The organism is Aequorivita sp. CIP111184 (assembly GCF_900489465.1).
Classification (GTDB): Bacteria; Bacteroidota; Bacteroidia; order Flavobacteriales; family Flavobacteriaceae; genus Aequorivita.
Genome location: NZ_UEFQ01000015.1, coordinates 253,874 through 277,320, shown reverse-complemented (window position 1 = coordinate 277,320; position 23,447 = coordinate 253,874). Strand labels below are relative to the sequence as shown.

Here is a 23,447-nt window from a genome sequence, read left to right as displayed (position 1 = left end):
TTAAAAAAATTCTGAAACCGTTTCAATTTTTTTTGAAACGGTTTTTTTATGATGGAATAATTTAAAGAATAAAATCAAAAATCGTAATTTTGAACCTACTTATGGGCGAAAAACTTACCAAGCAGGAACTTCATAATCTCGCGATGAATATTGTTGGAAAACAACTAGAATCCGAAGGATTTGAATTTTTGGGCGTAAATTCAAAATTGAAAAGAGATCCACAATTTGTTGCCTTGAAAGATAAAATTCTTCATTTTATAATCGTCCGTGCAATTTCTTTTCCGCAGGATGCCCATGCATACGATCCTGTTTTTATGCAAACCATTAAAGAACATGCCTCAAAGTTTGAAGCCAAAACCTATTATGCCGGTGTTGGTCTTGGGCACGGAAGCGATTATGGGAAACCAGTATTAAAAGATGAAGATTATACAATGGTTTATAAAGGATTACAGGAAATATTATGAAGAAACTACTTTTTATACCGGTTTTGTTGCTTTTCATTTTTTGTGAAAAGAAAGAATCGCAACCCCTTTTATTACAGGGCGATGCTTTTGGAACCACTTACAATATTCAATTTTATACTGAAAAGGAAATAGATTTTAAAAAAGGGTTGGATTCTGTTATTGAGGCGGTAAATACCTCAGTAAGCACCTATATTCCTGATAGCGATATTTCCAAAGTTAACAAGGGCGATTCCACAGTTGTGGTTGATTCCATTTTTCGAGAAGTATTTAAAATTTCCGAAGAAGTAAACAAAAAGACCAATGGTTATTTTGATCCAACAATTGGCGTTTTGCGTAATGCTTATGGTTTCGGTGATGTAAAGCCATTGAAGAATATTGATAGAACTACCTTGGATTCATTAATGAAATACGTAGGCTTCAAAAAAGTGAAAATCAATAACGATGGAACTGTCTCAAAGGAATATCTGCAAATATATTTTGACTTTAATGCCGTAGCCAAAGGTTTTGGGATAGACTGTCTTGGCCGCTATCTTGAATCTAAAGGGGTAACCGATTATCTAATTGAATTGGGAGGTGAAATTCTCACAAAAGGTGAAAACATTCAGAAAAATCAAAAATGGGTTGTTGGTATTGAAGCGGTAGACTCTGAGCTGGAAGACCGAAGTTTTGAAGCAACAGTAAATTTAAAAAATGAAGGGATGGCTTCTTCCGGTAATTATCGCAAATTCAGAATTGATTCCCTTACCGGGAAAAAATATGTACATACTTTGAATCCGTTAACTGGTTCCGCAGAAAAAAGTGATGTGACAAGTTCAACTGTGATTGCACCAACTTGTGGAGTGGCGGATGCTTATGCAACTTCCTTTATGGCATTGGGTTTGGATAAATCCAAAGAATTGCTAAAAAACCTACCGAATGTTGAAGCGTATCTTACATATAACGATTCCTTGAATAACCATCAGGTTTTTATGACCGAAGGCTTCAAACAAAGAATCTCTAAATAAATTTCACCTCTTTAATGTGAAATGACCTCGATATTTGGGTCTATTTTCAATTTCAATAGTAAACCAATAATCGTTTGTAGGCAATTGAGTTTTCTTCTGATTGGTTCCATCCCATCCTTTGGAACTTGGCGAAATTTGCTTCAATAATTTCCCGAAACGGTCAAAAATATAAATTTTCGCCTTTGGAAATTCATCCATACCGATGATATGCCAATAGTCGTGATAGCCATCATCGTTAGGCGTAAAATAGCGTGGATAATCCAAAATTAAAACCTGTTGTGAAACGATACCACAACCTCGTCTATCACGAACAAAAACAGTGTAATAACCATTTTTAAGTCCTTTGAAAATATTACTATTCTGGTAAATTAAATTTGTATCTAGCGCATAATCATAAATACCCGGACCTTCTGCTATTACTTCAATTGAATTATTTGAACCACTAAAATCAATTACTTTTATTTCCTTTATGGTTGCAACGTCTGAAGGAAATACCTCTACGCTTACATTATTTTCACAGCCATAGTAATTTGTAACAGTAACGCTATAAATTCCAGGAGTATCAATTAGAATTTTATTCAAATTGGCGCCTTCTTCACCTGTATTCCATACATAATATCTGAATCCAGCTTGCACTGAAATTTGCAATGGTTCCGAAGCGTTTAAACAATAGTAGTACAAATCCTGATCAAAGACTGGAATAGGCAATGGATTTACAACTATATTGAATTGGGTATAATCAAAACATCCCGTAGCTATTTCCAACATTCTAACATAAATTGTTTGGGGATTTTCTGTATTCCGAAAAGAGCCGGAAACGGGATTGGTTCCATTTAATCTGTCATCTATGGAGGTGTAATAAGATATTTGAAAATCAGAGGCTGGAAGACCATTGAGAATTTCGGCTTCCTTTTCATTGAGATTTACAGAAATCTGACCATCAAAGTCTTGATCGCAGACAATAAAACCTTCAGGCTGCGTGGCACGTTTAATTGTATTTATTGAAGCTTGAAAAGAAGTTACAGCAAAACATAACGGATCATTTTCATCAGTAACCCGAACATATATAGTAAGTGGTGTTTCTGTAAGATTTACATATCTGCCAATTGGATTTGTATTATTATCTGCATCATTTTGAGTGTAGTGATAACTAAAAATATATCCTTGCGAATTAACAATCACTTCAGGAATAATTGAGTCCAAAGGATAAAGTGCGGGAGAATTATAATTACAAAATAATACATCTGCTGGAGTCATTAATTCGGGACTTCCAACTTCAATTGTAAAAGAAGTTAAATCACTACAACCATTTGTTCTTTCAATACGCGCGTATATAGTTTGAGGATTGGCAATACTGTGATACGGGCTTGTGAGTGGATTTATACCAATACTGGCATCGTTTAGGGTTTCGTGGTAACTTACAGCTACATCAGTTTGTGGACCAATAATAGTGCTAGTTTGCAGATCAAGATTGAAATCTGTAAAACCATCTGGATTACCATCCGTATCGCAGTTCACCAAATTTTCAGGCTGGTTTGCAGTAACAGCATTTGGCAATTTTGCTGTTCCTGTATAAAACAAACTTAAAGGGCCAGAACCTACAGCTCTATCAACCAATAAGTAATAAACGTCGCCTGCCGAAGCCTCTATATACATTAAATAACCATTCCCATCTTCGCCCGGGCCTTCATTAACGTCTGTCTCATCCATATTGAGCCCAGTCGCAACCTGAACGCCAGCATTTAAAGGATTTGTACTAGAACACCTAATAGAAGCGCCCAAATAGTACAAGTAACGGTTGGTCCGAATATTGCAAAATCATAATCATCTTCGCCGTTATCGGGAACAATATCAAAGGTGAAAGTGCCCGATTCAATAATAATAAATTTGAACCAAATGTTATTTTGATCAAAAATGTAGCAAGGCGGAACTTCATTTCCCGGCAATGAAAATTCATCAAAACCAATTCCACTTGGATCAACTCCCAAGCTTGAATCGCCACAGATAATTATTGCATTTACACAATCATTAGGATTTTGGGCTATTGCGGCAATAGAAAAAGTGAAAAAAAAGAAGAGTAATTTTAAATTCATTCAGGAAATTTCAGACAAAAGAACAAATTATTTTTTACATACGGGAATTAATTCCCCTTTCGGTAATCTGTATTTTTCTACGTCTGTCGAAGAAATAATATATGTGTAATCCACAGCTTCAACCTTAAACCCGATTCTTTCAAGTTTGGTGAAATAATCCATTCCATAAACCCTAACATGATCGTATTGTCCAAATATTTTTGCACGCTCTTTTGGGTCTGTAATAGTATCATCTTCAAAAGTGGTTTTTAAATCTGCTTTGTAAGGAACTTGTAGAATTGCAGTGCCTCCGGGCGCTAAAACGCGATAAATTTCCTGCATCGCTTTAGTGTCATCTGGAATATGTTCCAAAACGTGATTGCAGATTATAAAGTCGAATTGGTTATCTTCAAAAGGTAAATTACAAATATCTGCTTTTACATCGGCAATCGGTGAATTTAAATCTGTTGTAGTATAATCTAGATTTCTCATTTTCCGAAATTTTTTATAAAATGCCTGCTCGGGTGCGAAATGAAGCACTTTCAGATTTTCAGTGAAGAAGCCTGTTTCATTTTGAAGATAAAGCCAGAATAATCTATGTCGCTCTAGGGAAAGTGTGCCTGGAGAAAGTACATTTTCACGAACAATTTCATAACCGTATGGAAGAAACTTTCGGTAGGATTTTCCATCAATGGGATCTGTGTATTTACTCCCTTTCAGAAATAAAGCCAGTATGGGCCTGCCGATAATACTCAACCTAATGAGAAGGGGTCTTGGAATAGTATTTAGGATTTTTTTGAACAAAGATGGAGATTGTTATAGAACGAATTCCTTTTCTCTAAACTCTTTCTCTTCGTCACTTACAATTCCCAATGCTTCATAAACATAGGCAAAAGTAGAAAGCAATTCAGGTTTTCCATTTACCAAAGCAATGTCGTGTTCAAAGTGTGCGCTTGGTTGTCCATCCAGCGTTACTATAGTCCAACCATCTTTTAATTGTTTCACTTTTTGCGTTCCCATATTTACCATTGGTTCCAGAGCAATGGTCATTCCTTCAATAAATTTCTTTCCGCGACCGCGACGCCCGTAATTTGGCATCTCTGGTTCTTCGTGCATTTTCGTTCCTAAACCGTGGCCTACTAATTCGCGTACAACACCATAACCTTGCGCTTCACAATATTCCTGAATTGCGAAACCTACATCGCCAACGCGATTGCCTGCTTTAAATTCACGAATACCGATGTATAGTGATTCTTTGGTAATTTTAAGTAATTTTTTAATCTCAGGATCTACTTCACCTACTTCAAAAGTATAGGCGTGATCACCATAAAAACCATTTTTGATCGCACCGCAATCAATAGCTACTATATCACCTTCTTTTAAAGGGATATCTGTTGGTAAACCGTGAACCACCGCTTCATTTACACTGGTAAGTAGGGTAGAGGGACAATCATAAAGACCTAAAAATCCCGGAATAGCGTCTTGGCTACGAATATAATCTTCCGCCATTTTATTTAGCTGATTGGTTGTAATACCTGGTTTTACTTCCTTTGCGAGCATTCCCAAAGTGCGGGATACTACCAAAGCGCTTTCGCGCATCAATTCAATTTCTTCTCGTGTTTTTGGAATTATCATAGTGCTATTTTAAAAAGGAAAACAATCCCCTTTTCTGGGTTTTAGATTTTGCAGGCGCGGGTTGGCCAATAAGTTGTTGATATATTTCGCCCCAACTTTTTAGTCCGCCAACATTGCGATCGTCTATAAAAACGTCGGCATTAATTTTTCGACTATATGAAATATCAAATTCTTCTTCCGGAAAACTTTGGTTTACAGCGTAAAAAAGGATACCGTTTTCTTTACAAAATTTCACAGCATCTTCCAAAGCGCTGCCTTTTCGGTATGTCCATAGAATAAGTCTGTGCCCTTCATCTTGCAATTTCTTCAACGTGTCAAAAGCAAAAATAATGGGGCGACCAATTCGCGGATATTCGTCTTCAACGATAGTTCCGTCAAAATCTACAGCAATTGTTAAGGTCTCTCTAATCATTTTCAATTTTCAAACCGCAAAATTACAAAGAATTATACCGATGCTAAAGTTTTATTCGGCGTAAGCGTGTTTGTATTCCTTTCCGCTTAATATTGCGGACATATCTTTTTCAAGGCTTTCAATTGGGTATTCTACAATTCGGCCTAATTCTTTTCCGTCTTTGTAAAAAATAATGGTAGGCACATTGGTAATATCTTTTCCTTTCTCAAAACCTTGCGGAGTTGTTTTTTCTTCGGAAACAGTTATCAAGGTCAGTTTTGATTCATCAAAACCAGCATCGTCTAAAATTTTATAAAAATGAGGTGTTTCGCGTTGGCTATCTTCGCACCAAGTTCCCATAAAAACTGTAATGTTTACTTCTTGTAAAAGTGGTTTAAGTTGTTCTATAGTTTTAGAATCAACTTTGTAATCTTCATAACCAGTATTAAACCAATCTTTAAACGCATCCATTTGAAACCCTTTTCTATTGGCTTGTCCCAAAAGCATCACAGAATCTTCGTAGGGAACCGTATCGTTTATGTTCTTTTTAGATTGCTCTGAAATCATTTCTTTCGATGTGGTTTTATCAAGTTTATTTTTTTCTTTTGAAGAGTTACATGCAACTAGAAACAGTGCTGAAAGTATAATTATTATTATTTTCATAATTTCAAATTAGGGAATGTTGCGTCATTATTTCGGGTTTTTCAATGCCCATAATATCGAGAATCGTTGGGGCTACATCGCCCAAAATACCGTTTTTAACGGCTTTTATTTCAGTGTCAACAATTATAATTGGAACCGGATTGGTAGTGTGTGCCGTATTTGGTGAACCGTCCGGGTTTCGCATCGTTTCGCTGTTACCATGGTCAGCTATAATGATTGTAGCATAATGGCTTTCCAAAGCTTGCTCCACAATTGCTTTTGCACATTTGTCCACAGTTTCGCAGGCTTTTATTGCCGCTTCAAAAACGCCTGTGTGACCAACCATATCTGCGTTTGCGAAATTTAAACAGATAAAATCGGCAGTTTCTTTTTCAATTTCTGGAAGAATCATATCCCGAAGTTCATAAGCGCTCATTTCGGGTTTTAAATCGTAAGTTGCCACAGTAGGCGAGGGGCAAAGGATTCGTTTTTCGCCTTCAAAAGGAATTTCCCTTCCGCCAGAAAAGAAGAACGTAACGTGTGGATATTTCTCTGTTTCAGCAATGCGGATTTGCTTCTTTCCGTTCTTCTCCAAAATTTCGCCTAAGGTGTCGTGGAGATTTTCCTTATTGTAAACTACATGGATATTTCCGAAGGAATCATCATAATTGGTAAGTGTTACGAAATAAAGCGGAAGTGTTTTCATTCCAAAATTTTCGTGATTCTTTTGAGTCAAAACTTCTGTAAGTTGCCTACCGCGATCTGTTCTAAAATTGAAGAAAATAACAACATCATCTTTTTCAATGGTCGCAACAGGTTTTCCTTCAGGTGAAGTCATAACAATTGGCTCAATGAATTCGTCGGTAATTCCTTTGGCATAACTTTCTTCAATGCTTTTTACCGCCTCGTGTGAAGGTTTTCCTATTCCGAAGCGTAATAAATCATAGGCTTTCTTCACGCGTTCCCAACGCTTATCACGATCCATTGCGTAATAACGGCCAATAATTGAAGCCAGTTTTCCAACCGTTTTTGCCAAATGATTTTCAAGATCTGCAATAAAACCTTTTCCTGAATGTGGATCCACATCGCGCCCATCGGTAAAGGCGTGGACATACACATTTTTCAATCCATCATTATGCGCTGCGGTCAATAATCCTTTTAAATGATCTATGTGTGAGTGAACTCCACCGTTAGAAACGAGGCCCACAAAATGTACTTTTTTGTTGTGGCTTTTGGCGTACTCAAAGGCCTTTTTAAGTTCGGGCTCACTGCTTAATGTGCCTTTTTCAACTGCCATATTTATTTTGGCGAGGTCTTGATAGACAATTCTTCCTGCGCCTAGATTCATATGCCCAACTTCGCTATTACCCATTTGCCCTTCGGGCAGACCTACGTTCATTCCATGTGTAAGTAGTTGAGCGTGTGGATATTTTTTGAGAAGTGAATCAATAAAAGGAGTATCTGCTTGGGCAATGGCAGAAACTGAAGGATCTTGTGTGATTCCCCAACCGTCGAGAATCATTAAAATGACTTTTTTATTCATTGTACAAAGATACGAAGGGTTGTTGGAAATTAAATTTTGAAATCTATTTTATGGTTTCATAAGTTTTAAAAATCAAATTAGAAATATTAAACCTTAAACTTTTAACCTATTTTAAGAAAGCAATTTTGGATTGATATCCAATATATTCTCTTTTACATATTTTGAAACGAAGGCTTCGGAAAAATGCTCATTCCCCAAAATCTTTTCTTCTGAAAGCATTTTTTTCACATCAATCTGTTCTTTATATGCTTTCAACATTGGGATGGAAATGGGCGCATAGCTAAAGTGCCACGGCTCATACTTAAAGCCTTTGCGGTTGCCGTTGTCTGTATATACTTCGTAAAAGTCAAATTTCTCAGCGTTTTTGTTTAGCCAGGTTTTTAAATTGCAAAAGGGCCCCGTTCCATGGAAATTTTCGGGCATCAACACATTTGAAGGTCTTGGTGCATTAGCATCAATAATATCAATATCGGTCCCCCAATGGTGGCGCGAGGTACCGGGAATGGTGGAATAATCTATTATTTTTTGAATTGCTTTTTCCGGTGAAAGTCCTTCGGAAGTGAAGCGTTTGTATTTCCCTTCAAAAATTTCTTTCTGTCGCTGAAAGCTTCGGTAAGCAGAAACTACTTCTATATTTATGTTTTCCTTTGCCGCTGCTGCTTTCATTCGGTTGAATGCTTCCTTCGCAGTTTTGTGCATTTTCGAGGTGTAACTATCTCCTACAATATCTGGGTTTCCCTTACCTATTAATTGGTTTCGGGTAAATTCTTCCATAAAATTTTTGAAAGAGAACTGCGGAAATATTGCTAAACTTAGCCCGGTAATACTTGAAATTTTGATAAATTCGTTTCGTTTCATTAAATGTGAAAATTCTAAATTTTTGAGTTTACTAAATTCGTTAAAAATAATTTAGTACCCGATTATTGCTTCTTTTTTTAATTGAATTTTAGGAATTGAAAGTATATTTCTTTCAAAATAAAGGAATGTATTTTATACATTTACTAACCATATATAACCTTAAATAGTATGACTTCCCTGAAACTATCCAAGATCTTTTTGATTTGCAGTTTTACTGTTGCATCGGTAAATGCCCAAAACGTTATGATTACCAATAGCAATTCTCCCAATGAACCTTCAATAATGATGAATCCGCTAAATACAGATATTCTTGTGGCGGGTGCAAATTTGAATAATTTGTATAACAGTAGCGATGGCGGAATAACTTGGAGCGAGCAAACAATGACTTCAACCTACGGTGTTTGGGGTGATCCAGCTTTTGATGTAGATACAGATGGAAATTTTTATTATTTCCACCTTTCAAATCCCGCCAGTGGAAACTGGATTGATAGAATTGTGTGCCAGAAATCTACTGATAATGGCAGCAACTGGAGCAGCGGAACTTACACTGGTCTAAACGGAAATAAAGCCCAGGACAAACAGTGGAGTGTTATTGACCGCAACAATAACAATATTTATTTAACATGGACGCAGTTTGATGATTACGGTAGTAATAATCCGAATGATAAATCTGTTATTCTTTTTTCAAAATCTACAGATGGTGCACAAACATGGTCAACCCCAAAAAAGATAAATATAATCGATGGTGATTGCGTGGATGAAGACAACACAGTAGAAGGCGCTGTTCCTGCAGTAGGCCCGAATGGTGAAATTTATGTTGCGTGGGCTGGACCAAATGGAATTGTTTTCAACAAATCTTTGGACCAAGGTGAAACTTGGCTTAATGAAGAAATAGCGATAGACCCAATGCCAACGGGCTGGGACTATTCCATTCCGGGAATATACCGTGGTAACGGTTTGCCAATAACCAAATGTGACCTGAGCGGTGGACCAAACAACGGAACTATCTATGTAAACTGGAGCGACCAACGAAACGGCGCAAATGATACTGATGTTTGGATGAGTAAATCTACCGATGGAGGCGATACATGGAGTGGTCCAATACGCGTCAATGACGACCCTGCCGGAAAACAACAATTTTTCACTTGGATGGATATTGATCAAACCAACGGTAACCTGTTTTTTGTGTTTTACGATAGAAGAAATTATACCGATAACAAAACAGACGTTTACATTGCTTATTCCGATGATGGTGGAAATACTATCGTAAACAAACGAATAAGTGAATCGCCATTTAATCCCAATGCAGGAGTTTTCTTTGGCGATTATACCAATATTGTTGTTCACAATAATATTGTTCGCCCTATTTGGACAAGGCTTGACACCTTTCAGCTTAGTGTTTGGACAGATGTAACCCCGTTTTCTATTCTCTCAGTTGAAGATGGCGCTGCGCAACAAATAAACAACGCTATACAGTATCCTAACCCAGCCAGCGATATGAGTTATGTTTCCTTTAAACTTCATGAGGAATCTACAGTGAGCCTTGATCTTTTTGACGCACAGGGACGAAAAGTTTATACGGTTATGGATAATGAAAACAAGGGCTACGGAAAATATATTGTTCCTATAAACTTGAGTGAAATAAATCTTACCAACGGAAGCTATTTCTGCAAATTGACCGTGAACGGCATTTCCAAAACCCTTAAAATGATTGTAATCGAATAATGACGAAAAGTAACATTCTAATTAAAATTATTCCGCCTGCGGAAATTTTAAATATCATCCCACTTCTGCAAAAACTGGGTAATTTTTCCGTTTCCGAAGCACTTTTAATAGAACGTTTGCAGGAAATGGTGCAACAAAATTATGAGTGTCTGGGCGTTTTTGATAATGAAAAGTTAATAGGAACTTGTGGCCTGTGGTTTCAAACAAGGCATTATGCTGGTAAGAGTGTAGAGGTAGATCACGTAATTATTGACGATGCATACCGAAACCACGGAATAGGTAAAATACTAATGGAATATATTTACGACTATGCGCGAAAAAATTCCTGTAATTGGGTTGAGCTTAATACCTATGTTCACAATTTTCCTTCACATAAGTTTTACTACAACCAAGGCTTTGTGGCTAAAGGATATCACTTTGTAAAAGAATTATAAATAGTTTCAGTTCGAACGAGTCGAAAATCAGCAATTGTTTTAGAAATTTGAAAACTCTGTTCCACTCTCTACCTCATAAGGTACTTTCCCCTGCTCAAAAACGCGGGCTTTCAATTCACCTTTCAAAATAATTTTATCACCTTTTACATTTAACCAACTTCCTTCGCGCAAGCCAACCACGGGCACTGTATTTTGTGTATGAAATTCTGCAATACGGGTTTCGCGGGTTTCGCCCATATGTTTACTGTTTGGTTCAGGGTCCAAATAATGTGGGTTGAGGTTGAATGGAATAACACCTAAGGTTTTAAATGAAGGTGGATAAACAATAGGCATATCGTTCGTTGTTTGCATAGATACTCCACAAATATTACTTCCAGCACTTGTCCCCATATACGCCAAACCATTAAAAATAGCTTCACGAAGCGGTTGCATCAATTCCAGACGGTAAAGTGCACTCACTAAAACAAACGTATTGCCGCCACCCGTAAATGATCCTTTTGCGTTTTTAAGTGCTTCCGTGGGATTTTCAAAAGTATGTAAACCAATTAATTTTTTTCCAATTTTTTGAAATGCCTTTGAAGCTTTTTCGGTGTATTCATCGTGGCTGATACCGCCGGGACGAGCATAGGGAATGAAGATTACTTCTTCAGTATCCTTAAATAGTTCAGCCATTTCATCGGTTAGATAATTTAAATATTCGCCTCCGTAAACGGTGCTGGTACTTGCTATTATTAGGTTTTTCATTTTAAGTGTTTTTTCTAAAGTGTAAATTTAACTATTGAAAGTTGAAACTTTAAGTTTTCGCTAACAAAACAAAACCGTATTTTTAGTGAATGGCAAAAAAACTACTTCTTCTTTTATTTATTATTGTTTCACCCGTGCTTTTGGCGCAGGAAATAGAGCGCACCAAAGTGGCTGGAAAAATTCATGTTCCCAATGGTGATGACGCCGAGGGCATCAATATTTACAACGTTTCTTCCCAAAAAGGAACAGTAACAAATCCTGACGGAACTTTCGAAATCGAAATAGCAGAAAACGACCGTGTACAGATAACCGCACTGCAATACCAATCTTTTACAGTAGTTATTGATAAAGGTATTATAACACAAAAGCGAATGAATATTGTTATGAATCCATCAATCAATCAATTGGATGAAGTGGTGGTTAGGCCCTATGATCTTTCGGGCAATATTAACGTGGACGTAAAAAAAATACATACTTATACTGTTAATAAAGATTGGGACTTAAGTTATGAAAACCTAGAATACGGCTACCAATTTGAACAGGATGATAAAACAAGAATAGCTGGAAACGCTGCAGAGGAGGCTCTGCATGGAAATACATTGACGAACGGTGCCAATATTTTAGGCATCTTGTCAGGTGCGGTTAGTTTATTGCTTCCAAAAAAGGACAAAACCACCCCAGCCGAAAGACTGGAAACAGGCAATACTTTGAACAATAATTTGCAACAGCGTTTTAGCAGAAACTTTATAGCTTCCACCTTTGATATTCCAGAAGAAAAAGCGGTGGACTTTCTTTATTTCGCACAAGAAAACGGGATGGAACAACGCTTGCTGAAACCTGAAAACGAAATGGAATTGATGGAATTTCTTTTAAAACAGAGCATAGAATACAAAAGACGCGGTGAGTAAGAAAATTTTATTTACCGCATTACTTTGTGCGCTACCAACATTACAAATTACTGCACAGGAAAAATCGCTGCAGGGGAAAATCACCAATGATGCCGATATTGAAAGTATAGTCATTCTTAATACATCTTCACGATATAATACAATTACCAATGAAACCGGCCATTTTTCCATAGAAGTAAAACATCAGGACACGCTTCTTTTTTCCTCCATAAAATATATGCCCAAAAAAGTGGTGATTAGCGATGCTATATTTGAAAAAGGAGTTATTACGGTTCAACTTACTGAGTTTGTAAACGAACTGGATGAGGTTTTTTTAGCACCAGATCTTTCTGGCAATATTGCGGCAGATTTAAAAAAAATTAAAACTGAAAAGCCAATCAATTTTGACGATGTCGGAATTCCGGGTTTCAAAGGTAAGCCCGAAGAAAAAATTGTACCTATGTACATTGCGGTAACTCCCTTAAACGTCAATTTGGAAGCACTTTATAAACATATTTCAGGTTATTATAAAGAACTTAAAATTCGAAGAAAGTGGGAGAATGAAAACAATGCCGTAGCACAAATGCTGAATTATTATACTCTTCCATTTTTCATAACCACATACGGTATCCCCGAAAATAGGGTCTACGATTTCTTGCTTTTCTGTGCCGAAACTACTCAAATTGAAAGCGATTTTAAAAAAGAACATTACGGAAGTGTACTGTTGGTTTTTGAAGAAAAAGGAAAGCTTTATGCCAGCCGTCTTTCTGAAAAAAATAAAAAATGAATATTTGTAACGTCTGTCAAAAGAAAACGTCTAATGTTCCATTAGCCTTTTATATGAAGCATTTTAAAATTCTCCTTTTATTATTAATATTTCCACTTATTTCCGCCGCTCCTGTCCATAAATTTTACGTGAGCATTACCAAGATTGAATACGTTAAAGAGAAAAGCTCCCTCCAAATAATCACTAAAATTTTTATTGATGATATTGAAGATGCGCTGCAACAGCGATACAACGCTTCAATATCGCTCGACACAAAAAAGGAAACAAAAGAAGCAGATGAAGATTTGAAAAACTATATCCTTCAGAAAATAAATATTAAAGTGAACGGAAAATCCGTAGTGCTGGATTATATAGGTAAGGAATATGATACTGATATGGTCGTTGCCTATATTGAAGTGAAAGATGTGAAAGAATTGAAAACAATTGAAATTGAAAACAAAGTTTTGATGGATATGTTTCCCGAACAGCAAAATATTATTCATCTAAAAACTTTAAAAAGCCGACGAAGTCTTATTCTTGACCGCGACGAACCCAAAGGCAAATTGGATTTTAATTAATAACTTGCCCAACCAAAATTATATTTTAAAACTTTTGAATTATTATGCGATTACTTAACTCCTTATTTCTAGCCGCACTGTTCCTCGTGTCTGCAGGGCTTTCAGCTCAAGACGAAACCGAAACTACAAAGCGGGACCCTGGCCATTTAAATACCAACCGCTTTAAGCAGATGTATGAAGAATTTTCAACTCCCAATATGTTTCGCACAGCGAGCGGCGCGCCTGGGCCAAATTATTATCAGCAGCAGGCAGACTATGTTATGGATGTGGAGCTTGATGATAAAAACAAAAAAATTAACGGCTACGAAACCATTACTTATACGAACAATTCACCTGACAAACTGGAATTTCTTTGGGTGCAACTCGATCAAAACAAAAGGGCAAAAGATTCAAAATCGCCTTTAATTGAGTCATCAGATGCCCAGCCTGCAGATATGGCCGGAAGTTTTGTGCAAAATTATATGGGAAATGAATTCGATGGCGGTTTCAATATTATGGAAGTGAAAGATGCTAAAGGAAATTCGTTAAAATATACTATCAACCAAACCATGATGCGTATAGATATGACAAAGAATTTAATGCCTGGCGATAAGTTTGTATTTTCCATTAAATGGTGGTACAACATTAATGACCACGTGGTGGATCGTGCCAGAAGTGGTTACGAAACTTTTGAAGATGGTAATCGCGGGTATGTTATTGCACAGTTCTACCCACGAATGGCAGTTTATAATGATGTTGAAGGATGGCAGAATAGTCAATTTTGGGGACGCGACGAGTTTGCACTTCCCTTCGGAAATTTTGAAGTGAACATTACCGTGCCCGCAGACCATATTTTGGACGGTACAGGCGAGCTTCAAAATAGAAAGGAAATTTTCACTAAAGAAATGATGAACCGCTACGAAGCTGCGCAAAAATCATTTGATAAACCGGTTATTATTGTAACTCAAGCGGAAGCGGAAGCTGCTTCAAAAAACTTTTCAACCGCTAAAAGAACTTGGAAATTTAAAGCTGAAAATGTTCGTGATTACGCCTTCGCCACTTCCCGAAAATATATTTGGGATATGATGGCCGTAAAAATGGGTAACAGTTCTGTTATGGCTGTCTCCTTGTATCCACCAGAATCAAATCCGCTTTGGGAAGATTGGTCTACAAGGGCTGTGGCTAGTACTTTGACTTCCTATTCACGTATGACTTTTGATTATCCATACTCAAAAGCTATTTCGGTAAGCGCCAAAAATCAGGGCATGGAATACCCAATGATTTGCTGGAATCATGGAAGACCAGACAAAGATGGAAGCATAAGTGAGCGAACAAAATTCGGAATGATAAGTGTTATTATCCACGAAGTGGGTCACAACTATTTTCCAATGATTGTAAATAGTGACGAACGCCAATGGACTTGGATGGACGAAGGTTTGAACACTTTTACACAATATGTTGCCGAACAGGATTTTGGCGAAAAACATCCGGAAGCTATAGCGCCAAACAAAAACTATCCTTCTCGGCGAGGCCCTGCAAAAAATATTGTAGATTATATGGCTGGCGATCAAAGTCAGTTGGCACCAATAATGAGCAAGGGTTTGAATGTATATAATTTCGGAGCAAATGCCTATTCAAAACCCGCGACGGCTTTGAATATTCTTCGAGAAACCATTATGGGTCGCGAACTTTTTGATTTCGCTTTTAAAACATATGCCAACCGCTGGATGTTCAAACACCCAACTCCCGAAGATTTTTTCAGAACGATGGAAGACGCTTCTGCAATAGATTTAGATTGGTATTGGAGAGAGTGGTTTTATACAACAGATTATGTAGATATTGGAGTGAAAGACGTAAAAACATTTTTTGTTACTTCAAAAATGAACAAAGAAGTGAAGGAAATGATGGTTGCCCGAGGTATTTCAGAAAGCGATTTGCCTCCATTAGTTTATATGGTTGAGGAAGGCAGCGAAGATTTTGATGAAAGTATGCGCAACTCAAAATTGGAAGACGTTACCTCTTTGAATGAATATATTATGGATAACATTCCTGCGGAAGAAAGAGCGAATTTAAAAAGTCCAAAATATTTTTATAAAGTAACTTTTGAAAAACCGGGAGGAATTCCAATGCCAATTATTGTACAATATACCTACAGTGATGGAAGTGCAGAAAAAATAACTTATCCTGCTGAAATATGGCGAAAAAATGACGAATCTGTCGGCAAGGTTATTGCTTCCGAAAAAGAAATAACCAAAATAGAAGTGGATCCTGATGAAGAAACTGCAGATATTGATACTTCAAACAACACTTGGCCGAAAAGAAAAAAATTGGGAGCTTTTGATAGCTTTAAAAGCAAAACAAACCCAGATTAATTTTATCTTTGTTCCTTTAAAACCCTTTTGCTGTTTTTTGCAAAAGGGTTTTTTATAACAATGAATTTTTGAAAAACTCAGTACTCATTACTTATTACTCATAACTCGTTAGTATATTTGCACCATGATTTCACAGGTAATTTTTCTTTTCATTAGCGGTGCCGAAATAGGTTTCGTCCTGTTCATTGTGCTTTTGGTTTTTGGCGCAGATAAAGTGCCGGAAATAGCCCGAGGAATGGGTAAGGCAATGCGGCAGATAAAAGACGCGACCAACGATATTAAATCTGAAATCACCAAAGGTGCCGAAAAACAAGGAATTGATATTGACATCACTAAAGATGTCCAAAAGCAAATAGACCAAGTAAAGGATGATGTTGATGAGGTTACTGGTCCTATTAAAAGGAAATTCTAAATTCTAAAAATCACTAAATCACTCTTGAAATAGTAAGTCCATCCCGGATTGGAAGCAACACAGTTTCTAACTTCGGATGCTCGTTTAGCAATTTATTATACTGAAGCAATGCTTTGGTATCAATATCATCGTCTTTCACTTTTTCAACCACTTTCCCGCTCCAAAGTACATTATCACTTAAAATTACTGAACCCCTTTGTAGCTTCGGAAGAATGATTTCCAAATAGTTTGGATAGTTACTTTTGTCGGCATCAATAAATATCAAATCGAAAGTTTTGTCTAGTTGCTGAATTATTTCCAAAGCATTTCCTAAATGCTGAAAAATCTGTTTTCCATAAGACGATTCATCAAAATATTTTCTTTGAAAATCAAATAACTCCTCATTTATGTCTATCGTATGGAGCTCGCCATTTTCTTGCATCCCTTCCGCTAAACACAATGCCGAATAACCTGTATAGGTTCCAATTTCGAGAATATTTTTAGGTTGAATTAACTTAGAAAGCATACTCAATATCCGTCCCTGTAAATGACCGCTCAACATGCGCGGTTGCATCTGTTTCTGCCAGGTTTCATGATTCAATTTTTGAAGCAGTTCCGGTTCTGGTTGCGAGTGTTTTTCAACGTAATCGTTTATTTTTTCGGGAAGAAAATCCATTTTGAAATGTTTAGTGAATACCGCCCATCATCTTTTTGATTATTGGCGAAATAAGTATTGCAAATATACCCACAATCACACTAATTACCCCAAAACTGGCATAAACCGAAACGTATGAAAACAATTGCTGAAAAGAATCACTTTGTCCCGAAGCAATGTGCGGAGTCAAACCGGTAATGTATTCGGTAATAGTTCCAAAAATTCCCTCAGAAAAAACATTTGTACTTCCGTCAGAAACAGTTGTCAATTTTGCAATTTTTCCCGCGAAAAAGTGTCCATAAAAATTCGCCGAAAACCATACGCCCATTATAAAGGCTACATATTTTAAAGGGGAGAGTTCCGTCATTTTTGAAAGTCCGATGGGGGAGAGAAACAATTCCCCAATTGTCAAAACCAAATAACCGATTACCAAATAACTCATTGAAGTTTTCGCGAAACTATCTACGCTATGTGCAGAAAGTGCAAAAACTATAAAACCTAAACCGAGAAATAACAGCCCAAGACCAAATTTCACCGGAGAATTTGGATTAATTTTTTTTCGACTCAAATACGTCCAAAGCATTGAAAATGGAATGGCAAAAAGAATTATAAAACCAGCATTGATACTGTTGGTTCCAGCTGCATCCATTCCCACTAAATTTACATTTCTATCGGCAAAAAGCGTCAGAGAACTCCCTGCCTGTTCAAAAATTGCAGCAAATAAAGTATATAAAACAGTAAAGTAAACTGCAACCAATAACCGTTTCTTCTCCTTTGAACTAACAGTAGAAATAATATAACCGATATAAAAAACCAAAAATGCAGAAACAATCCACACCAAATACCCTTCAAATTCATTAAAACGAACTAAGGTCCCGAAAACTCCAACTGAAAGAATTGCAGCCAAAACAATCAATTTTCCTCTGTTTAATCCAAATGATTTTCTGTCGTAAACTTGTTGGTTTGGCACGTGACCTTTGTTTCCGAAGACATTATTTTTTAAACCACTTCTGAAAACTAAAAGTCCGGTAACCATTCCAATTCCAGCCAAAACAAAGCCGTAATGCCAGCCATATGTAATGGCAAACCAAGCGCAGAGGAGTGGTGCAATAGCAGCTCCTAGATTTATTCCGAGGTAAAAAATAGTGAAGCCAGAATCTCGCCTATTATCGCCTTGTGCATAAAGTTCACCCACAAAAGATGAAATATTAGGTTTAAAAAAACCATTTCCAACAATTATCAATCCCAACGAGCCGTAAAAGAAAACTGGCATTTCAATGGAAAGGAAAAAGTGTCCAAAAATCATTAAGATTCCACCGAGAATAATCGCTTTTCGGTAACCCAGAATTTTATCGGCTAAAATCCCGCCAATCATTGGTGTTACATACACTAAAGACATATATGCAGCGTACACGCCAAAAGCCATATCGTCATCGTATAAAAGATGCTTCGTCATATAAAGCACGAGCAAAGCGCGCATTCCGTAGAACGAAAATCGCTCCCATAATTCTGCAAAAAATAGATAAAGAAGTCCTTTGGGATGGCCGAAAAGTTGAGGTTGTTCTGCCTCGGAAATTACATTGCTCATAATTGGATTTTTAATTTGGAGCAATGTAGAAGAGATTCAAACCTATAAACGGGTGTGTTTCAATTAATAGTAAAAAATACTGGAATGTGCCTAATTGTGAATGCGGTTACAATGAATTACAAAAAAGCTTTGTACTCTTTGTTTTCGGCACTTTCGGAAAATTCTTCAAGCAATCTTTTATCGATAGTAATGTTGTTTGGAATTATTCGCAAGCGGTACTTGCTTTCTCCAATAAAGGTGAAAAGATCGCGACGATCAAGTTTTTGGGAATCGTCCAACTGAAGAATATCGTTGATATTTTCGATAATTCGGGTGAGGTAGGTTTGGTTTTTGATTTCGCCACCAAGGTTTACAGGAATAGTTTGTGAATCACCTTCTGCATATTTTCTACGGATGGCAAATTTCAGCAAATTTTTATACTGTGTGGTTTTGGAGCCAAAATCGATGGTTTGGTCGTAAATATTTTTAGTGGGAATATTCAATTTGACTAGACTCCAGTCTAAAAAATGTATCGTTATTTCATTAGGTTTTGGGGTGCTCGCAAGTCGAATTACCCAAGTTGTTGCCAAAACTAAAAAGATAGAAATCAGCGAAGTTTTCGCAATTATTTTGATGAAATTATTACTGAAATCATTTCCAAATAATAAAAAAACTTCAGAAATCTGGGATACAAAAATCAAAATAATAACTAAGATTGAAATTATACCAATCACCTTTAAACCTCGATAAGCGAAGGTTCTGTAAAAAGAAACTCCCAATAAATAACACAGAAAAGCAGAAAGCAATAAATCTGGAATTCCGCTGATTCGTATGTTTTTTATAATATTATTTTCTCCCAAAACAAAAGGGAGAATGAATGTAAGAATTGAGGTAAATATGATAACCGCAATAATTTTTTTGATGTTTTTAATATTGTGATAAATAAATCCGGGCGCATAATAAAAGTAGAAAAGCGCAAGCAATAGAAGCATATTATTCACAATGGAAAATAAGTTGATTCCCAAGTGATATCCTCTTGCTCCAGTAAAATTTAAAATTGTTCCTCCATAAATCCAACAACCCGAAGTCACCCATATAAACATTGCCAGACTTAAATATAAAAGTGCTTTATCTACACGTTTTTGTGAATCATCCTCTTCTAAAAGTTGGCTGAATCTAGCACGAATATTATACCATAAAGCAAGCAATAATACACCGCCAATAAAAGAAATGCAGATATGTGAAAGAATATAAAATTTAGCTACTTCTGTCATCTTCGCCAAGAATTCTGTTCACTAAGTTCTTTTTGGCAGTTTCGTCATCGCCGCAGAGCCACTGTATTACGTTTTCGTCCCAGATGGCATCGCATTGTTCGGGTGTCAAAATTTTGCGATCTACAGCTAAATCTAAAATTTTTCCTGGGTATGATGATTGAACGGCGCTTTCCATTTCCCCCAATGGATATGGATCATCCAAGCCCATAATGATTTGTTTGTAGCCTTGATTCTTAACTAATAACTCCAATCCACCTGTGTCGTGTAATAGTGTATCGAAGAAAATATTTTTGTGCCCAACAGATTTTCGCGGATGAGTTTTTCCTTCAAAAAGGTCGGGACGACCATCAAAACCTTGTATTCTTCTTCCTAAGTTTATTTGCGCCAATTGTCCACCATGGGCAAAACAGGTTCGCATATTTGGGTATTTGTCAGCATACCCATTTAAAGTTAAGAAATGATAGGCATCCGCGCATTGTGCAAGCATCCAAATAAGGTGAAAACGCCAAGAAGTATTCTCTAACTTAATAAATTTTTCCCCATCGTAGGGATGGATTTCCACAGCCAAATTATATTTTGAAGCAAGTTCAAAAATTGGCTCATTTTCTTCGTCAAAAATACAGCGCCACGTACCGATTGTGTCCATATAATGAGTTGGCAAACACAAAAGTTGAAGTCCTAAAGTTTCAACACAACGTTCAATTTCCCATAGGGCGCCACGTACAAAACCCGGATGAACCACAAATCCACAAGTAAACTTTGAAGGATGATTATGTTGAATTTTGGCATTAAAATCATTCTGAAAGCGAAGCGCTTGTTTCATTTCTTCCACGCGCAGACCATTTCCGTAAAGTTGTGAAAGGTTTAAAACTACAGCGTGATCTATTTTGAAACGCTCCATCCATTCCAGCTTTTCATTCAAAAAGAAACTGGAATCCGTAACAGGACGGCTCCAATCCTTTTGAAGCATAAACTTTCGATCTTTATCTACCCAAAAAATTCCCTTATCCTGCATAAACTGAGGAATTTCCTCGGGATAAGGAAGTAAATGTGAATGGCCGTTGATTCGGAGTTTTCGTCTCATAAGAAAATTTTAGGATTGTTAAAGTTACAAACTTTTGGTGCGTCCACCATCCACTGGAAGATTAATTCCGTTGATGTAGCTGGCGGCTTCACTTGCAAGAAATGCAACGGCGTTGGCAATTTCTCCTGGTTGGGCAAAACGTCTTGCAGGAACAAGGCTTTTCATAAACTCGCTCGCTTCCTTTTCGGTTTTATTCATGCGTTTTGCAGCGTTGCCAACAATGTCTTCAAGTCTATCGGTAGCTGTAAAACCTGGTAAAACGTTGTTTACTGTTATTCCGAATTGACCTAATTCATTAGCCAGCGTTTTGCTCCAACTCGCAACCGCACCGCGAATGGTATTACTCACGCCCAAGCCGTCAATTGGTTGTTTTACTGAAGTTGAAATTATATTGATAATCCTGCCATAATCTGCTTCTTTCATTCCCGGAACAACGGCTTGCACCAAAATCTGGTTGCAAATTAAATGCATTGAAAACGCTTTTTCAAATTCCTCTGTTGCTGCTGAAAAAATAGGTCCGCCTTTTGGGCCGCCAGTATTGTTAACCAAAATGTGAAAGATTTTGCTAGAAACCGCAACTTCCACTTTGTCTTTCAATTGCTGCGGATTGGTAAAATCTGCCACAAAATAGTTGTGTTTTTGACCTTTGTCATGTGCAAGTTCAATTAAAGTTTCTTTCAGCTTTTCTCCATCGCGGGCTACCAAAGTCACAGTTGCACCAAGTTTTGCAAGTTGAATTGCTGTTGCTTTTCCTATTCCCGCTGTGCTTCCACAGACTAGGGCATTTTTATTTGTTAAATCTAAATTCATAATATTTTTATTGTCACCCTGAGCGCAGTCGAAGGGCTTTTATGTTACAATTTCAATCGGGCTTCGACTGCGCTCAGCCTGACATTTTATTCATACTTAATACACACATTCTTCGCCTCCGTAAAAAATCGAAGTGCTTCAAAACCACCTTCGCGTCCCACGCCACTGTCTTTCATTCCGCCGAAGGGAGTTCGCAAATCTCGGTTAAGCCACGTGTTTACCCAAACAATTCCCGCTTCAATTTCTTTTGAAATGCGCATCGTGCGGTTTAAATCTGAAGTCCACAGCGTGGAAGATAAGCCGTATTTGACAGAGTTAGCCATTTGCAATGCTTCTTCTTCGGTTTCAAAAGGCATAATTGTTACTACGGGTCCGAAGATCTCTTCCTGATTTACACGGCATTGATCGTCAAAAACTTCTATGACCGTAGGTTCCAAATAATAGCCATTTTCTAAACCTTTTACTATTACCCGGTTTCCGCCGCACAGAATTTTTCCGCCTTCTTTTTCAGCGATTTTAATGTATGATTCTACTTTTTCCAAATGTGGTTTTGAAACCAAAGCTCCAATATTTGTTTGTGCATCAAACGGATTTCCGATTGTCAATTGCTTTACTTTTTCAACAAAATCTTTTTTGAATTTTTCGTAGATCGGTTTTTCAACAAAAATTCTGCTTCCGCAAAGGCAAATCTGACCTTGGTTTGCGAAGGATGACCGTACGGTAACTTCCAGCATTTTTTCATAATTGCAATCTGCAAAAATGAGATTCGGGTTTTTTCCACCCAGTTCCAAAGACAATTTTTTAAACATGGGTGCTGCGGTTCGAGCAATGTTTTCACCCGTTTTAGTGCCGCCGGTAAAAGAAATGGCTTTAATTTTTTTATGTTCAATAATCGCTTGCCCTGCGGAAGGTCCAGTGCCGTGAACGATGTTTAAAACTCCTTTTGGCAAGCCTGCTTCGTTACAGATTTCACCTAAAAGAAAAGCGGTGAGTGGTGTAATTTCGCTAGGTTTTGCGACCACGGTATTTCCAGCTGCGATTGCCGGGGCGATTTTCCAAGTGAACAAATACAAAGGAAGATTCCAAGGCGAAATACAACCAACCACCCCAATAGGTTGGCGCAATGTGAAATTAATCGTATTCAAACCTACACTTTCGTGCGCTTCACTGGCGAATTGTGTTATTGCATTTCCAAAAAAGCGAAAGTTTGCGGAAGCACGCGGAATATCAACGGCCAAAGCTAAACTCAAAGGTTTGCCGTTGTCTTTAGCTTCTGCTTCGGCCAATTCAATTAATTTTTCTTCAATTAAATCTGCAATTTTTAAAAGAATTCGGCTGCGTTCGTCTATGGTTGTATTGCTCCATTTTGGGAAGGCTTCTTTTGCAGCTTGATATGCGTTTTCAATATCTTCCTGATTTGAATTTGCTATCTGCGAATAAACTTCCCCATTGGAAGGATTGTAATTATCCAACCATTTTTTTGAAATTGGTTCAACGTATTCGCCGTTTATGTAATTTAGGATTTTTTGCATAATAATGCCCGCGAAGGCGGGTATCTCCTTGTATTATGGT

The 23,447-nt window shown here is 37.2% G+C and carries 24 protein-coding genes; 9 read left to right on the top strand and 15 right to left on the bottom strand.

Features of this window, described 5'->3' with window-relative positions:
- Window positions 1-101: 101 nt before the first annotated feature.
- Window positions 102-464: a Na(+)-translocating NADH-quinone reductase subunit F gene (locus AEQU1_RS05705; protein WP_111879495.1), complete on the top strand. Its 363-nt coding sequence runs from the start codon at window positions 102-104 to the stop codon at window positions 462-464.
- Window positions 461-1,468, top strand: a complete 1,008-nt coding sequence (locus AEQU1_RS05700) for an FAD:protein FMN transferase (RefSeq protein ID WP_111879493.1) — start codon at window positions 461-463, stop codon at window positions 1,466-1,468. The genes AEQU1_RS05705 and AEQU1_RS05700 overlap by 4 nt, the downstream gene beginning before the upstream one ends.
- A gap of 3 nt (window positions 1,469-1,471) precedes the next feature.
- On the opposite strand, the gene AEQU1_RS05695 is transcribed toward AEQU1_RS05700, so the two are convergent.
- The 8 genes from AEQU1_RS05695 to AEQU1_RS05660 form a co-directional block, all read right to left on the bottom strand.
- The gene (locus tag AEQU1_RS05695; protein ID WP_111879491.1) at window positions 1,472-3,178 is read right to left on the bottom strand and encodes a T9SS type B sorting domain-containing protein; all 1,707 of its coding nucleotides are present in this window, start codon (window positions 3,176-3,178) and stop codon (window positions 1,472-1,474) included.
- A gap of 32 nt (window positions 3,179-3,210) precedes the next feature.
- Window positions 3,211-3,561 (bottom strand): hypothetical protein, encoded by a 351-nt coding sequence (locus AEQU1_RS05690; RefSeq protein WP_111879490.1) that lies wholly within the window; start codon window positions 3,559-3,561, stop codon window positions 3,211-3,213.
- A gap of 27 nt (window positions 3,562-3,588) precedes the next feature.
- Complete coding sequence (locus tag AEQU1_RS05685; RefSeq protein ID WP_111879488.1) at window positions 3,589-4,344, bottom strand: class I SAM-dependent methyltransferase; 756 nt, start codon at window positions 4,342-4,344, stop codon at window positions 3,589-3,591.
- A gap of 12 nt (window positions 4,345-4,356) precedes the next feature.
- The gene (map, locus tag AEQU1_RS05680; protein WP_111879486.1) at window positions 4,357-5,175 is read right to left on the bottom strand and encodes a type I methionyl aminopeptidase; all 819 of its coding nucleotides are present in this window, start codon (window positions 5,173-5,175) and stop codon (window positions 4,357-4,359) included.
- A 4-nt stretch (window positions 5,176-5,179) separates the two neighbouring features.
- Window positions 5,180-5,587, bottom strand: coding sequence for a BT0820 family HAD-type phosphatase (locus AEQU1_RS05675; RefSeq protein ID WP_111879484.1), 408 nt, complete (start codon window positions 5,585-5,587; stop codon window positions 5,180-5,182).
- 51 nt (window positions 5,588-5,638) lie between these two features.
- The gene (locus tag AEQU1_RS05670) at window positions 5,639-6,229 is read right to left on the bottom strand and encodes a thioredoxin family protein (RefSeq protein WP_111879483.1); all 591 of its coding nucleotides are present in this window, start codon (window positions 6,227-6,229) and stop codon (window positions 5,639-5,641) included.
- A 4-nt stretch (window positions 6,230-6,233) separates the two neighbouring features.
- Window positions 6,234-7,751: a 2,3-bisphosphoglycerate-independent phosphoglycerate mutase gene (gene gpmI, locus AEQU1_RS05665; protein ID WP_111879481.1), complete on the bottom strand. Its 1,518-nt coding sequence runs from the start codon at window positions 7,749-7,751 to the stop codon at window positions 6,234-6,236.
- 111 nt (window positions 7,752-7,862) lie between these two features.
- Window positions 7,863-8,525 (bottom strand): M15 family metallopeptidase, encoded by a 663-nt coding sequence (locus AEQU1_RS05660; RefSeq protein ID WP_309300248.1) that lies wholly within the window; start codon window positions 8,523-8,525, stop codon window positions 7,863-7,865.
- 252 nt (window positions 8,526-8,777) lie between these two features.
- On the opposite strand from AEQU1_RS05660, the gene AEQU1_RS05655 reads away from it, so the two are divergent.
- On the top strand, window positions 8,778-10,334 hold the full coding sequence (locus tag AEQU1_RS05655; protein WP_111879478.1) for a T9SS type A sorting domain-containing protein: 1,557 nt from the start codon (window positions 8,778-8,780) through the stop codon (window positions 10,332-10,334).
- Complete coding sequence (locus AEQU1_RS05650) at window positions 10,334-10,768, top strand: GNAT family N-acetyltransferase (RefSeq protein ID WP_111879476.1); 435 nt, start codon at window positions 10,334-10,336, stop codon at window positions 10,766-10,768. Before AEQU1_RS05655 ends, AEQU1_RS05650 begins: the two co-directional genes overlap by 1 nt.
- 39 nt (window positions 10,769-10,807) lie before the next feature.
- On the opposite strand, the gene pepE is transcribed toward AEQU1_RS05650, so the two are convergent.
- Window positions 10,808-11,512: a dipeptidase PepE gene (pepE, locus tag AEQU1_RS05645; protein ID WP_111879475.1), complete on the bottom strand. Its 705-nt coding sequence runs from the start codon at window positions 11,510-11,512 to the stop codon at window positions 10,808-10,810.
- Between the two features lie 89 nt (window positions 11,513-11,601).
- Between pepE and AEQU1_RS05640 the strand changes: the two genes are divergently transcribed.
- The 5 genes from AEQU1_RS05640 (at window position 11,602) to AEQU1_RS05620 (ending at window position 16,506) form a co-directional block, all read left to right on the top strand.
- The gene (locus AEQU1_RS05640) at window positions 11,602-12,420 is read left to right on the top strand and encodes a carboxypeptidase-like regulatory domain-containing protein (protein WP_111879473.1); all 819 of its coding nucleotides are present in this window, start codon (window positions 11,602-11,604) and stop codon (window positions 12,418-12,420) included.
- On the top strand, window positions 12,413-13,186 hold the full coding sequence (locus AEQU1_RS05635) for a hypothetical protein (RefSeq protein WP_111879471.1): 774 nt from the start codon (window positions 12,413-12,415) through the stop codon (window positions 13,184-13,186). The genes AEQU1_RS05640 and AEQU1_RS05635 overlap by 8 nt, the downstream gene beginning before the upstream one ends.
- Window positions 13,183-13,743, top strand: coding sequence for a DUF6702 family protein (locus AEQU1_RS05630; RefSeq protein WP_258455152.1), 561 nt, complete (start codon window positions 13,183-13,185; stop codon window positions 13,741-13,743). Before AEQU1_RS05635 ends, AEQU1_RS05630 begins: the two co-directional genes overlap by 4 nt.
- A gap of 44 nt (window positions 13,744-13,787) precedes the next feature.
- Window positions 13,788-16,094 (top strand): M1 family metallopeptidase, encoded by a 2,307-nt coding sequence (locus AEQU1_RS05625; protein ID WP_111879468.1) that lies wholly within the window; start codon window positions 13,788-13,790, stop codon window positions 16,092-16,094.
- A 124-nt stretch (window positions 16,095-16,218) separates the two neighbouring features.
- A complete protein-coding gene (locus tag AEQU1_RS05620) occupies window positions 16,219-16,506 on the top strand; it encodes a twin-arginine translocase TatA/TatE family subunit (RefSeq protein ID WP_111879467.1) in 288 nt (95 codons plus the stop codon).
- Window positions 16,507-16,519: 13 nt separating this feature from the next.
- Here AEQU1_RS05620 and AEQU1_RS05615 read toward each other — a convergent pair whose 3' ends face one another.
- The 6 genes from AEQU1_RS05615 to AEQU1_RS05590 form a co-directional block, all read right to left on the bottom strand.
- Complete coding sequence (locus AEQU1_RS05615; protein ID WP_111879465.1) at window positions 16,520-17,161, bottom strand: O-methyltransferase; 642 nt, start codon at window positions 17,159-17,161, stop codon at window positions 16,520-16,522.
- Window positions 17,162-17,171: 10 nt separating this feature from the next.
- Window positions 17,172-18,728 carry a peptide MFS transporter gene (locus AEQU1_RS05610; RefSeq protein ID WP_111879568.1) on the bottom strand — a complete coding sequence of 519 codons (1,557 nt, stop codon included), beginning with the start codon at window positions 18,726-18,728 and terminating at the stop codon, window positions 17,172-17,174.
- Window positions 18,729-18,844: 116 nt separating this feature from the next.
- The gene (locus AEQU1_RS05605; RefSeq protein WP_111879463.1) at window positions 18,845-19,981 is read right to left on the bottom strand and encodes a hypothetical protein; all 1,137 of its coding nucleotides are present in this window, start codon (window positions 19,979-19,981) and stop codon (window positions 18,845-18,847) included.
- Window positions 19,965-21,065, bottom strand: coding sequence for an amidohydrolase family protein (locus AEQU1_RS05600; RefSeq protein WP_111879462.1), 1,101 nt, complete (start codon window positions 21,063-21,065; stop codon window positions 19,965-19,967). Before AEQU1_RS05600 ends, AEQU1_RS05605 begins: the two co-directional genes overlap by 17 nt.
- Before the next feature lie 24 nt (window positions 21,066-21,089).
- A complete protein-coding gene (locus AEQU1_RS05595) occupies window positions 21,090-21,875 on the bottom strand; it encodes an SDR family oxidoreductase (protein ID WP_111879460.1) in 786 nt (261 codons plus the stop codon).
- Window positions 21,876-21,961: 86 nt separating this feature from the next.
- Entirely contained in the window at window positions 21,962-23,407 is a 1,446-nt protein-coding gene (locus AEQU1_RS05590; RefSeq protein ID WP_111879459.1) for an aldehyde dehydrogenase, read from the bottom strand.
- Between the last annotated feature and the right edge of the window lie 40 nt (window positions 23,408-23,447).